Source organism: Mucilaginibacter gossypiicola (assembly GCF_900110105.1).
Classification (GTDB): domain Bacteria; phylum Bacteroidota; class Bacteroidia; order Sphingobacteriales; family Sphingobacteriaceae; genus Mucilaginibacter; species Mucilaginibacter gossypiicola.
Window position 1 is genome coordinate 88933 of the sequence record NZ_FOCL01000003.1, and the last position, 13544, is coordinate 102476.

The 13544-nt window shown below is 43.2% G+C and carries 11 protein-coding genes; 7 read left to right on the forward strand and 4 right to left on the reverse strand.

Annotated features, from left to right (window positions below; translation table 11 throughout):
• Positions 1 to 206: 206 nt before the first annotated feature.
• The 3 genes from BMX50_RS10110 (at position 207) to topB (ending at position 4382) form a co-directional block, all read left to right on the forward strand.
• Complete coding sequence (locus BMX50_RS10110; RefSeq protein ID WP_091210413.1) at positions 207 to 1232, forward strand: LacI family DNA-binding transcriptional regulator; 1026 nt, start codon at positions 207 to 209, stop codon at positions 1230 to 1232.
• Positions 1233 to 1313: 81 nt separating this feature from the next.
• Positions 1314 to 2396 carry a phosphotransferase enzyme family protein gene (locus BMX50_RS10115; RefSeq protein WP_091210414.1) on the forward strand — a complete coding sequence of 361 codons (1083 nt, stop codon included), beginning with the start codon at positions 1314 to 1316 and terminating at the stop codon, positions 2394 to 2396.
• 126 nt (positions 2397 to 2522) lie between these two features.
• Positions 2523 to 4382 carry a DNA topoisomerase III gene (topB, locus tag BMX50_RS10120; RefSeq protein ID WP_091210415.1) on the forward strand — a complete coding sequence of 620 codons (1860 nt, stop codon included), beginning with the start codon at positions 2523 to 2525 and terminating at the stop codon, positions 4380 to 4382.
• A gap of 10 nt (positions 4383 to 4392) precedes the next feature.
• Here the strand turns inward: topB and BMX50_RS10125 are convergent, their stop codons facing one another.
• The 4 genes from BMX50_RS10125 to BMX50_RS10140 form a co-directional block, all read right to left on the reverse strand.
• Positions 4393 to 5214 carry a class I SAM-dependent methyltransferase gene (locus BMX50_RS10125; RefSeq protein ID WP_091210416.1) on the reverse strand — a complete coding sequence of 274 codons (822 nt, stop codon included), beginning with the start codon at positions 5212 to 5214 and terminating at the stop codon, positions 4393 to 4395.
• A complete protein-coding gene (locus BMX50_RS10130) occupies positions 5211 to 6674 on the reverse strand; it encodes a B12-binding domain-containing radical SAM protein (RefSeq protein ID WP_091210417.1) in 1464 nt (487 codons plus the stop codon). The genes BMX50_RS10125 and BMX50_RS10130 overlap by 4 nt, the downstream gene beginning before the upstream one ends.
• 170 nt (positions 6675 to 6844) lie before the next feature.
• Positions 6845 to 7897 carry a radical SAM/SPASM domain-containing protein gene (locus BMX50_RS10135; RefSeq protein ID WP_091210418.1) on the reverse strand — a complete coding sequence of 351 codons (1053 nt, stop codon included), beginning with the start codon at positions 7895 to 7897 and terminating at the stop codon, positions 6845 to 6847.
• A gap of 3 nt (positions 7898 to 7900) precedes the next feature.
• The gene (locus BMX50_RS10140) at positions 7901 to 9403 is read right to left on the reverse strand and encodes a B12-binding domain-containing radical SAM protein (RefSeq protein WP_091210419.1); all 1503 of its coding nucleotides are present in this window, start codon (positions 9401 to 9403) and stop codon (positions 7901 to 7903) included.
• 243 nt (positions 9404 to 9646) lie between these two features.
• Here BMX50_RS10140 and BMX50_RS10145 point away from each other — a divergent pair, with 243 nt between their 5' ends.
• Genes BMX50_RS10145 through BMX50_RS10160 form a run of 4 tightly spaced genes read left to right on the forward strand, consistent with a single transcriptional unit; the run spans position 9647 to position 13544 of the window.
• Positions 9647 to 10471, forward strand: a complete 825-nt coding sequence (locus tag BMX50_RS10145) for a class I SAM-dependent methyltransferase (protein WP_091210420.1) — start codon at positions 9647 to 9649, stop codon at positions 10469 to 10471.
• Entirely contained in the window at positions 10458 to 11615 is a 1158-nt protein-coding gene (locus BMX50_RS10150; protein WP_091210421.1) for an amidohydrolase family protein, read from the forward strand. Before BMX50_RS10145 ends, BMX50_RS10150 begins: the two co-directional genes overlap by 14 nt.
• Positions 11612 to 12616: a polysaccharide deacetylase family protein gene (locus tag BMX50_RS10155; RefSeq protein WP_091210422.1), complete on the forward strand. Its 1005-nt coding sequence runs from the start codon at positions 11612 to 11614 to the stop codon at positions 12614 to 12616. Before BMX50_RS10150 ends, BMX50_RS10155 begins: the two co-directional genes overlap by 4 nt.
• On the forward strand, positions 12609 to 13544 hold the full coding sequence (locus BMX50_RS10160; RefSeq protein WP_091210423.1) for a GNAT family N-acetyltransferase: 936 nt from the start codon (positions 12609 to 12611) through the stop codon (positions 13542 to 13544). Before BMX50_RS10155 ends, BMX50_RS10160 begins: the two co-directional genes overlap by 8 nt.

Here is a 13544-nt window from a genome sequence, read left to right on the forward strand (position 1 = left end):
CCGGTTTTTAGTCCGGGTAATCTCAATACTTTAAATTGCAACACAGCAAATGCTAAAATCTCCATTATACCAATCAATTAACATTTGCAAACCGGTGATCGGGACTAACAAAGACTACGCAAACGTTTGCAATACAGCCACAACAAGCCATAATTTCATAATAATCGCTTAACTTTAACTATATAAACACTATTAGCCCATCATTAATGCAAACAAAGCCAACTACTATAAAAGAGATAGCGCAAATATTAGGTATCTCGGTGTCTACAGTCTCCAGGGCCTTGCATGACCATCCAAGCATAGGGTTAACCACAAGGGCAAAAGTTAAAAAACTGGCTGGCGAATTAAACTACGAGCCAAACCAAACCGCCATTTTTTTGCAAAAGGGTAAAACCCATACTATCGGGGTTATTTTACCAGAACTTTCGGAAGCTTTTTTCTCATCGGCCATAAGTGCCATTGAAGATACCGCCTACAAAAAAAACTATACGGTGTTGCTGGCACAGTCGCACGATGATGAGCAAAAGGAAAAACAACTGGTTGAAAAAATGAAAAATCACCGGGTTGATGGACTGCTCGTATCCGTGGGGAAAAGTACCTCATCCTATCAACACTTTGAAAATTTAAAGAAATACAATATTCCCGTAGTTTATTTCGACAGGATCCCTTCCATTCCCAACATTCACTACGTGGCATGCAACATGGAAATCGGCACTATTGAAGCCGTAAGCTACCTGCTAAAAAAAGGACACCGGGCAATAGGCATGATCAACGGGCCCCAAACCATGGTAGCCACCGGCGAACGCAAAGAAGGCTATATCAAAGCCATGACCAAGAACAGGCTTAAATACGATCCGTCGCTTATAGTTTCATGCGACCTTACCGAAGAGGGCACAAAAAAAGCATTGGATGAGCTGCTGGCCAGCAAACGTAAACCAACCGCTATTGTAACCTTTAACGATTATGTGGCGCTTTTTGCCATTAAACATGCAACCAAATTAAACATCAGGGTTAATAAAGACCTTGAATTTGTAAGCTACGCCAATTTACCGCTCATCCATTATATGGAAAACATCCCTGCCGCTTCTGTTGAGCAATTCCCTTATTTACAAGGGCAAAAGGCAACCGATATCCTGATGGACCTGCTGCACCACCAGGACACTGGCAGCACCGAACCAAGCGCCTTTTACAAGGTAATTATTGAATCACAACTGGTCGAAAACAAAAAATAAGCATTCTTAAAAAACACTCAAACGTTTGCGCATGGCTATCGTTTTACAATTAGTTATGTTTGATGAGTTAACGCCCATAATATGCTTGATGATATCCTTATAAATTTTGGATTAAACGTTTCTGACTACAATATACTGCCTTTTGGCTCAGGTTTAATAAATCATACTTATAAAATAAGTGGTGTTCATCAGTCATTTATTCTTCAGCAGATCAACAACTCGGTTTTTAAACATCCCGCTTACATTGATAACAACCTGGCGTTAATAAAGCAATACCTGGATGAAACTAATCCGGATTACTTGTTTGTAGCACCATTAAAAAGCATAACAGGGGAATCGGTTATTTATTCTGATGATAAGTTTTACAGACTTTTCCCATTTATTGAAGGATCACATACGGTAAATTTTTTACAGGATACCCGCGAGGCTTATAGCGCAGCTGTACAGTTTGGCAGGTTTACCCGCTTGCTAAACCTCTTTGATATTACCAAACTTAAATACACACTTCCGGATTTTCATAACCTGAAATTGCGTTTTTTACAATTTGAGCAAGCTTTAAAAACTGCCGAACCTCAAAAACTGGAACGGGCTGCTAAAGAAGTAAAAGCAGCTCATGATCATATTGGTATATTGCATACGTATAACCAATTTACAGTTAACGGCGAAATCCCCCTCAGGGTTATACACCACGATACCAAAATAAACAATGTATTGTTTGATGATGCGCAAAACGCGCTTTGCTTGGTTGATCTGGATACTGTAATGCCAGGCTATTACTTAAGTGATGTTGGTGATATGATGCGCACCTATCTTTCGCCTGCAAATGAGGAAGAACAAGATCTGGACAAAATTGTGATAAGAACAGATTTTTTCAGGGCTATATACAAAGGCTACATGAGCGAAATAGGCACTATTCTTACTGAAAATGAAAAAAAATACTTTATTTTTTCGGGTAAGATGATGATCTATATGCAAGGGCTCCGCTTCTTAACCGACTTTTTGAATAATGATATTTATTACGGTGCGCAATATGACGGGCATAATTTGCTGAGGGCTAAAAACCAGTTTAGGCTCCTGGAAGGTTATATTAAAGCCGAACCTTTATTTAATGACATCATTACCGACGTTAATAAGGAATTACTGGCCGCCACCAATAGTATTTAACAGTTAGATATGAGAACCGGGGGCATAATGTTACCAACAAACCTTGCACAGCCCTCGCTAAATTCATACTTTCGATGCCCGTATTAGTAAGCATTGGTATAAACTAATGCATGGGGAGCAGCATTCATGAAAGTAATTATAGCCGAAAAACCATCAGTAGCCAGGGAAATTGCCAAAGTTTTTGGGGCTAACACCAAAAAGGATGGTTATATTGAAGGCAAAGGTTTCACCTTTACCTGGGCTTTCGGCCACCTGTTACAACTTGCTGCACCACAGGAATATGGTTATTACGGCTGGAGCGTTCAGCACCTGCCTATGCTGCCTCCAAAATTCAAACTTTCCATTCGTAAGGTAAAAACCAAAGATGGCGTGGTAGATGACCCATCAGTAAAAAAACAACTGGATACCATCCAAAAGCTATTTGACGAAGCCACTGAGATCATAGTAGCAACGGATGCCGGGCGCGAGGGGGAACTCATCTTTCGCTATATTTATTACTATCTAAAATGCAAAAAGCCGTTTAAACGGCTCTGGATCTCATCGCAAACAGATGAGGCGATTAAAGAAGGTTTCCGTAACCTAAAGCCGGGCAGTGATTATGATACCTTGTTCAATTCGGCCCACTGCCGTTCACAATCGGATTGGTTAGTGGGGATGAATGCCACGCAGGCGTTAAGCCTTTCATCGGGCATTCGCGGCGCAGTGCTTTCATTGGGCCGGGTGCAAACCCCCACCCTTGCCATGATCTGTTCGCGATATCTTGAAAACAAAAACTTTGTACCCGAAACATTTTACCAGGTAAGTATCCATCCTGATAAAGACGGGCAGGTATTTAAAGCCATATCTTCCGAAAACTATAAAACAAAAGAGGAAGCACAAGCTGTGCTTGACCAGGTACAGGATGTTGAGGGCGGCTTTCCGCAGGGCGGCCATATTTTACAGGTGGAGGCGAAACCGCGCAAAGAACCACCTCCGCTATTGCATGATTTGAGCAGCCTGCAGCAGGAAGCCAACAAACGTAAAGGCTTTACTGCCGATCAAACCCTTACCATCCTCCAAAACCTTTACGAAAATAAACTGGTTACTTACCCGCGTACAGGCAGTCGTTATATAGGTGACGACGTTTTTGCAGGTGTACCTGCATTAATTGAAAAACTGGAACAGCACCCGCTTTTTGGTAAACAAGCCATTGCATTAGGCAGCGCTACGCTCAACAAACGAAGTGTAAATGCTAAAAAAGTAACCGATCACCATGCTGTACTTACAACAGGCGAGAACCCGCACCAACTTTCGCCAGACCAGCAGGCTGTTTATGATATGGTAGCAGGCCGTATGCTGGAGGCATTTCATCAGGATTGTATTAAAGAGGTAACCAAAATTGTGGTACAATCTGGCGCGAAGTTCAACGCCAGTGGTACGGTGATCCATACTGCAGGTTGGCGTTCTGTGTTCAACGATAAAGAAGACGATAAAAAAGACGAAGAAAACGCCACGCTACCAAAAGTAACCCAGGGTGAAAACCTGCCCATAACAGCCAAAGCCCTCCTCGAAAAGCAAACCAAACCCCGACCGTTGTATAACGAGGCTACCTTACTGAAGGCGCTGGAAACAGCCGGCAAAGAAATTGACGATGAAGAACTTCGCTATGCCATGAAAGACAGCGGTTTGGGTACGCCGGCAACAAGGGCAGCCATCATTGAAACCCTGTTAAAACGCAATTACATTATCAGGGAAAAGAAAAACCTGGTGCCTACCACTACCGGCATTGCGGTTTATGAAGTAGTAAAAAATCAGCAGATAGCCCAGGCCGAACTTACCGGAACATGGGAAAAACGATTGGAAGAGATCCGTTCAGGTGCGTCTGTTACTGACTTTCAGAACGAGATCAAAACTTACACAAGGGCTATTACTTCTGAATTGCTGGCACAAGGAAAATCATTAAAAATTCCAACTGCACAAACCATCGAAACTAAAGCAACTGCATAAATGGTTTGGCTTACCTTTTTCTGAGCGAAATAATATAGTAATCGCCCATGTATTTGAACGGCCAGGTAGTTTTTAGGCTATCTTCCCAACCGGTCAATATTTTATAAGCACGCGGATGCTTTTCGGCAAAACCTTCGATATAAGATGGCGGCACTATAGTACACAATCCTTCAATACCTAATACATAAAAATCTCGCTTTAAGCGTTTTTTTACGTACGACTGATTGTAGTAGAAACAGTCAAAATATACTCCCTCAACATGCGCCTTTCTGCCTTTGCTGCTAAAAAAACGGCGGAAAGCCGTTTTAAATTTACCTTTAAATACCAACAAGGTTTCCCAAAGACAGAGCTTTGGTAATATCACTAAAGTTACCATCCCCCCCGGATTTAACAATCCGGCAAATGAACTTAATACTTTGTCCAGTTCACCAGTACAATTAAGGCCCGCGAAGTTGGAAAAAATTAAATCGTAAGGGCCTTTATTGTCGAGCTGTTCAAGTTGGGTATACGAGCAAAGTTCATTGCTTACTAAATGCTGTACTCCATGTTTTACTACCTTTTCCTGAAGTTGCTGCTGCATCCCTTTTGAAATATCGGTAGCATGGACTTTAAAACCTGTCTTCGCAAAAAACAGGGCATCCTCTCCGGTACCGCTGTTCAGTTCCAGGATATTGCCCCCGGGTTTAAGGTATTGCAAAATATGATCTCGCACCCGTTTGCGTTTGTAAGCTATAATGGTATCGCCCGAGTACAGCTCATCAAAAATTACCGACTGATTGCTAAACGCAGCTTCGGCAAATTGCTCATTTATATGTGATGAAGCTCCGGTCATATTGCTTTTTCAAATTTTTCCAGCTTCAGTTTTTCAAAATAGGTAAGCGGTGCATAATAAAGCATAGATAATGCCTTCTTAATACTGTTTGCCGAACTTCCAAACGGATCTTTAAGCAGTTTTTCGAGGCTGTTTTTGGCCAGATGCTTATGATAGTTACGATGCACGTATTTATGCAGTTGCTTATAGTAATATGCAGGATAAGTATTCTTAAACATCAACGCCATCTCGTCGGAATCCGTCCAGTTGGTTTTCTTCTTCAACTCTGTTTTAACACGCTCATAAAAACCGGTACCGGGCAGCGGGTACGATACAGATATACCAATCTCGTACGGCAGCAGCTGATTGATCATATCAATAGTAAGCGTGATATCATCGCGGGTTTCTTCCGGGTAACCAAATTGGATGAAGAACGATGGTTTAATTCCATGCGCCTTCATGAGGTGCGTGGCAGTGTGGATCTGGTTGATAGTAATGCCTTTATCCATGGCATCAAGTACTTTTTGCGATCCGCTTTCGGCGCCTATCCAAACGTTTTCACAACCGGCGATAGCCAGGGCTTCTACGGCTTCCTCCTCTGCCAGCAAATCGGCCCGCGACTGGATCTTGAAACGGATCCTGATATTTTCCTGCCCCAACAGGTTGGCAAATTCCTGCACCCAACCCGATTTCAATCCGAAGATATCATCACAAAACCAAATGTGATCCATACCATATCTTTCTTTCAGCATTTTGATCTCATTCACGATATACTGCGGGCTGTGTGAATTATACCGATTGCCGTAAATAGGTTTTGCGCACCAGTTACATTTAAAAGGGCAACCGCGGGTGGTAACCACGTTAATTGAAAAATAGCCAGCGTTCTTCACCCACATTTCCCGGTAGCCGTCCATATTTACGAGGTCCCATGCTGGCATTGGCAAGCTGTCCAGCTCCTTCATCACGGTGCGGGCCGGTGTTTTAATAATCTCGCTGCCGTTCCTGTATGCTAAGCCTTTTATCGCAAAATGATCGGTGTTACCATTTTGGATGTGTTCGGTAAGCTCAACAAGGGTTTGCTCGGCTTCGCCCAGGATAACAAAATCGGCACCCTCGGCAAGATAGGCGGCATATCTGTCGGTCGAATCGGAACTTGATACAATTACGGTGCAGCCTCTTTCCTTTGCCAGCTTAGCCATTTTAAAGGCTGCTTCGCGCATGTTGGTGAGGCACATTTTGGTGAGGTAGTTGAACCCATCATCATAGATCACAAAAAAATTGGGTTTATTCTGCTCAATGACCGGTATTACCTCATCGGGGTTGCTTACAAACATGGTATCAAACAGGCTTACGTTATAACCATGTTCCCGCATTAAAGCTGCTGCATATATGGTTCCCAAAGGAGCGTAAGGCTGCCCTATACCCCATTGCTTGGGATCGAACCGTAAAAAATAAGAATGTGTAAACAGTATATTGTTCATACGTTTTTAAGCCCTTTGTTTTAACTCCCCTCTTGAGAGGGGGCGCGTAGGACGGTGTGGCAGGGAGGGGTTTATCCGTCTTTTCAAAAACGTTTAAATTTGTAGATGAAACCCCTCCCTACACCCTCCCAAGGGAGGGAATCGCACGAGCCCGTACTTTTTCTATTTTATTAATCCAACCTCGCCAATGGCGATAAATTAAGCGAGCACACACATTTAACACAGGTAGGATCATTAGCCATATCCAATGTTTTGCGAAAGTTGATCGCTTCTTTGCTATTCAAAATGTTTTCCAATGCATTATCTCTGATGTTACCTATCGCCTCATGAAAAAAGCAGGGACGAACCTCACCATCAGCCTCAATTACTGCCGATACCCAGGGCGCGTTGCACTTTTTAAACGGGAACGCATTATGACCGTAAAAAGCGGCGTAATAACCGTAAATATCCTGGATCTTAGCAGGCGATTCGGCAATGAACCTGTTGGTAAAATCACCTTTATTGGCAAGTACCTGATTTGTTATTTCCTGAAATTCGGCAAGCTCATTTTCGGTGGGCAAAATCTCGTGCTGCCGGGGTTCGGCCCATGCCGTTTGGCGATTAAAGGCATGGCTGCTAACATCGGCAGGCAAAAAACTTACCTGATCTATGCCCATCTGCTTTGCTGCTTCAATAATAGCCGGCCAGTTCCTGTAGTTTAACCGATGAATTACCGTGCGTGCTGTAATGCGATATTGGGGTTCGAGAGATTTGATGTACTCCACTCCTTCCTTTAACTTACTGAACGCCCCCGGAACATTGCGGATAGCATCATGCAAAAGCTCGTCACCATCTAAAGAAACAATCAAATCATCAACCCATCTTAAAATATTGAACGCGTTTTTCCTAATCGATAAGCCAGTTGAAAGCAGTGTAACCTTGATCTTTTCGGCACGTAAGATTTCGCATAGCCTGAAAAAATTAGTATTCAACAAAGCCTCTCCTCCCGACATCAGTACCTGTTTGGTGCCAAATTTCCTTAAAGCACCTAAAAGATCGGTTACATCGGCTTCGGTAAGCTGTTTCAGGTTTTTATTATCCTTCCAGATATCGCACATCACACAGCGGCAGTTGCAGGCGCTATGCGGCATCAGGATCACGATGGGCAAAGCCGCAATGCGGTGCGTTTGCAGTGTACGGAAACGCTGAAAGGTATGATATAATGATTGGCCGGTCATCTGCATAAATTAAAATCCCTGTATTTCGGGCTGCCTGTAGCGCCAGACTTTTTGTAGTAACTTAATCTCGTAAGGGTACTGGTACATACTTGCCTTATAGCGCATAGTAGCCACCAATTTAATAGCCATGCGTTTGATCATATTCAGCCTGATATCGGTTACTGTTGGATACACCCCGTTCAGTACCGTTTCAAAATTCCTGATCTTATCTATCATCTCCGGCGTGAGCCAGGGCGTAAGCGGGTTTTTACGAAGATCAAAGGCTTCCCAGGCCGGACTAATCCAGTCTTCAAGCGTTTCCGGGAAACGGAAACCGCTTTTCATTACCTGCTTAAAAAGTTCAGAACCCTCGGTAGGCACCGGACTGTAGGTATAAATCACGATCTCGGTTTTAGGGTTCACCGCCTTTACCTTTTTGATAAAATCTATCTCAAAATCAATTTGCGATTGTACCTGTTCCTGCGTTGGAGCCGGCGTGCCAAGCACAAATGAATATTCGGGAATGATGTCGAACTTTTTCAGGCGCTCGGCAAACTCGATGATCTGCTCGCCGGTTTGGGTACCTCCTTTGTCCATTTGCTCAAGGATAGAATTATTCCCGCTCTCGGCTCCAAAGAAGATGATCTTACATCCCGACTCACGGATAGCGGCCAGTGACGAATCTTTAAATTTAGACATGGTATCGATGCGGGCCATACCCCACCAGGTCATGTTTTCGGGTTTTATCAAACGGGCAAATTCAACCGCCCGCTTTTCTGATACAAAAAAGTTATTATCATGAAACTCAATAGCATCCGCCCCCCATTTGTCCTTAATATACTTTACGTCGTTATAAACATTCTGGGCCGATTTTGCCTTCCACCTCGCTTCATAAATAGGCACCACGGCGCAAAATGAGCATGTGAAAGGGCAACCAATACTGGAGTGATAGGCCATCGTTTTTTCGCCCAGATAGGTTTTACCCAAAAACTTGGTGATAGGGTAAAAATCATTAAGCCTGTTGTATGGCAACGGCGGCAGGCTGTCCTGGTCTAAAAGGTCTTCTTTAGCCGTTTTGATGATCTTTCCGTCTGTTGCTTTATAAATGAGGTTACGGATAAACTCATAGGGCTCATTTTTTTCCAAAGCATCAATCAATGCAGGAAATGCGTGATCGCCGGGGCCGTTGATAATAAAATCGACATAGCCAGAATATAAAACCGCGTTGGGCTGATTTGAAGGAAAATACCCGCCCCAGATCATTTTAGTATCCGGATATTTTTGCTTGATTGTTTTGGCAGCTGTAATAGCCTGCTTTAACTGCGGACCAGGCATTACCGTGAAGCCGAAATATTTAAATTCGCCGGTGCTCAAATAGCTGTCTATCTTCACCATTGGGTCATGTTCACAATTACCGTCAACAATAACCCAGTCATATTTCCCATCAACCGAGGCTGCAATATTCAATATCGAATTTGGTATACGATATTTGTTATTGGCGCTGCGCGGATTAAATAATAATATTTTATTCATTTGTTAGTATCAAAACTTTGCTTTGCCTTCAATCCCCCGGCAATGGGCCTATTTTTTGTTTAAGCGGCCTGTAAAGCACCCCTGCCATTACAAAGCCTACATCCAAATAAAACCCACTGCCATACTCAATCACAAATACGGGGGATTGCCCATACAACAATTAATCTGAGCTTCTGCACTATCGCTTTCACATTAATAAATACGCCCCGGTTTTTCCCAGGGTTGCCTGCTGTTATAAATAAAATGGCTGGCAACCATTATTATTTAACAGCCGTATTTGCTGATATAAGGTTCATCATTAAACACCCCGGTACCGTGATCAAAACTGTAAAGAATTATATTAAGCAGCGTTTTTTTCCTCCCAACATCATGGAGAAAAATTCGGTGGATGCCTATGACATCTGGGCCGAGAATTATGATCAACAGCCCGGCAACCTGATGCTCGACCTGGATGAGATTTTGTTCCCGCAACTGGTTACAGGTACAATTATTACAGATAAAAAAGTAGCGGATATAGGTTGTGGCACAGGCAGGCATTGGAAAAAGATTTTTGCTTTAAATCCCGGAATTTTAACGGGCTTTGATACGTCGGGCGGAATGCTGGCCCGTTTGCAGCAAAAGTTTCCGTCAGCAAATATTTACCGCATTACAGATGATCTGTTTAGTGATATGCCTTCGGGCAGTTTTGATACTATAGTTTCAACCCTTACTGTTGCCCATATTAAAAACATTGAGGCAGCATTGCAGGCATGGATGCGGATATTGAAACCAAACGGCGATATCATCATAACTGATTTCCATCCGCAAACACTGGCAAACGGCGGCAAACGCACATTTAAACATGGCAGCAGTTTTATAGCGGTTGAAAACTATGTGCACCCGGTAAATACTATTAAAAACCTGTTGCTCACAAACGGTTTTGAGTTGATTACCGAAGAAGAAATTAAGATAGTTGAAAGCATGAAGCATTATTATGCTGATAAAAATGCGCTTCATGTCTATGACCGATATAAAGGCTTCCCCATTATTTACGGATTGCATTTAAGAAGAACAAATGGTACTGAATAATGTGACAATACCGGAAAACGATGCTGCCGTGAGCATAAGCATAAGCGAGGGCAAAATTACGCAGGTTGCCCCCTCCATTGCTGATGATCGCGAACAACTAACCTTTGTTGACGCCATTGCTTTTCCGGGACTTATAAACTCACATGACCATCTTGACTTTAATCTTTTTCCGCAATTTGGGAATAAAATATATGACAGCTATACCGAGTGGGGAAAACACATCCACAAGGCATATGCAGATGAGATTGCATCAGTACTAAAAATTCCCATTACCCTACGCGAACACTGGGGCGTTTATAAAAACCTGCTTTGCGGCGTAACCACGGTTGTAAACCATGGCGAAAAAACAACGATAACTGATCCGCTGATCACCATATTTGAGAACTGCCAGAATATCCATTCGGTTCAATTCGAGAAAAACTGGAAAAAACGGCTTAACCATCCGCTCAAAATAAGCCAACCGGTGGTGATCCACACCGGCGAAGGGACAAACGCTGAAGCCCACACCGAAATTGACGAATTGATTAAATGGAATTTGTTTAAGCGCAAACTAATAGGGATACATGGCGTAGCGATGGATGCCCAACAAGCCAAACATTTTAAAGCACTGGTTTGGTGTCCCGAATCCAATTACTTCCTGCTGAATAAAACGGCGACCATTGATCAGCTGAAAACAAAAACCCGTATTTTATTCGGCACTGATAGTACGCTAACCGGGTATTGGGATATATGGTATCACATACGGCTTGCACGCAAAACTAAAATGCTTACCGACCATGAATTGTACCATTCACTTACATCATTACCAGCCCAAACCTGGAAACTGAATACCGGCAGCATTACCGCCGGACTTGATGCTGATATTGTTATAGCCAAAGCAAACCGTAAACCAGGTTTGCAGGCGTTTTATAATGTAACTCCTGATGATATTTTACTGGTGATGCATAAGGGTGAAATCTTATTGTTTGATGAATCCCTTTATCACCAGCTTACCGGTATGCTTACCCAAAACTACAGCAAGGTATTCACCGGCACTCATTTCAAATATGTGCAAGGCAATATTCATGAGTTGATAGCCGAAATAAAACGCTACAAACCCGACGCAGACTTTCCTGTACCCTACCCAGTCCAGCCCGCAGCATGAGCATACTGAAAAAAATATGGTCAAGATCAAAGCGTAAGGCTGCTTATTTAAGCGGCGATGCCCGGCATGTTTTGGGGTTGGATAAGGCATTATATGAAAATGCCCGTGGAAGTCGTATTGTCCTTTATCACAATGTTTGCAAAAGCGATCCACATAAATTCAACACGCTGTTTTTGACAGCCGAAAGGTTTGAAGAGCATCTGCAGTACTATAAAAAGCACTTCAACGTGGTTTCTCTCAATGATTACTATGCGGGGAATTTCAGTAATGAAAAATTCAACGTCTGCATTACTTTTGATGACGGGCTGGCCAATAATTACCATTACGTTTTGCCTTTGCTTACCAAATACCGCGTCCCGGCTACTTTTTTTGTTACAGCCATCCGCGATGCGGGTTTCGATATTTTGTGGAACGATATGCTGAGCATTGCCGGGTATTATGGCCCTGACAGGTTTACGTATAAAAATGACACCTATCACAAAAACCGGAACAACAAATACGTAGATGTAAATGGTATTCCTTACGCCGACAAGCTAAGAGCCGGCAGTTTCGACGAAAAAGCTTCACTAATGAGTTTCCTTGAGCAACTCACCGGCTTTAAAACAAACCAACAGGATGATGACTACTGGCTGCAGATGACTCCCGCGCAAATTAAAACCATGTCTGCCTCAGCATTTGTTACTATTGGAGCCCATAGCTATTACCATAATGATCTTGCATGTATCCACCCGGCAGCCGCAGCCAGCGAGATGGCGATGTGCAAGGAGTATCTTGAAAACCTAACCGGTAGGCAAATCAACAGTTTTGCTTTCCCTTATGGTTCATACCATAAGCAGGTTTTAAAAGATGCCAAAGCAGCCGGGTACACTCAGCTGCTTGCCACAGATTTTATTAAACCCCAAGACGGGCAGGATAACACCATGCGTGAACGCTTAACCGTTAATTCGTTCATATCTACGGCTAACCAGTTAAACGCCATAATAAGGGGGAGATATGTATAACGACGGGTACAGGATAGAGCGTTTAACCGGCGAACGGCTTGCTGACATGACCAGTTTGCACAAAGCTGTCTATGGCAAAACAGTACCGTCGGACTTTTTCGCCAGAAAGTATAACACGGCATTTACCGGTGCAATGTACACTGGCTACCTGGCCTATGCAGGTGATGTACCCGCGGCCTTTTATGGTGTAATCCCCTGTTTTATTGACTATGACGGACAGCCGGTTTTAGCGGCGCAATCGGCAGATACGATGACCCATCCCCATCACAGGGGCAAAGGGCTGTTCATTAAACTGGCCGAACTTACCTACGAGCTTTGTTATCATGAAAAAATCCTGATCGCGTTTGGATTTCCCAATCAAAACTCCCTGCCGGGCTTTGTAAACAAGCTCAACTGGCAGGTATCGGCACAGATGGAATGTTTTATTATCCCGGTTAGAGCACTCCCGTTGGAAAAATTGGCAAATAAATTCCCGGTTTTGAAAGGGCTGTACCGGTTTTATGCTAAAAACGTAATTAAAAAGCATGCATCTCATCAAAAAGGTTTCACAAGCTCTTTAATTGGCGAGGGCTTCAGTGGCTTGCACAGAGACAGCAGCTACCTTGGCCATAAAACATATACCGAAAGTTTCACTATAAAAGCAGGGAACTCTTCGGTTTGGTTCAGGATTGCAGACGGTATGGTGGTAGGCGATATTGACATTGAGGCTGATGACCTACCGGATATTATACCCAAGCTTAAGAAAATAGCCCGGCAATTGGGACTAAGGAAACTACAGTTTCAGGCCGATAAACGATCGGCGCTAAATGCATTTTTGAAACGTTATGCTAACCCAATCCCCTCATTCCCGGTAATTGTTAAAGACCTTGGTGCGCGAATGCCGCTTGATAAAATTGCATTCGCTTTTGCTGATATAGATATTTTTTAG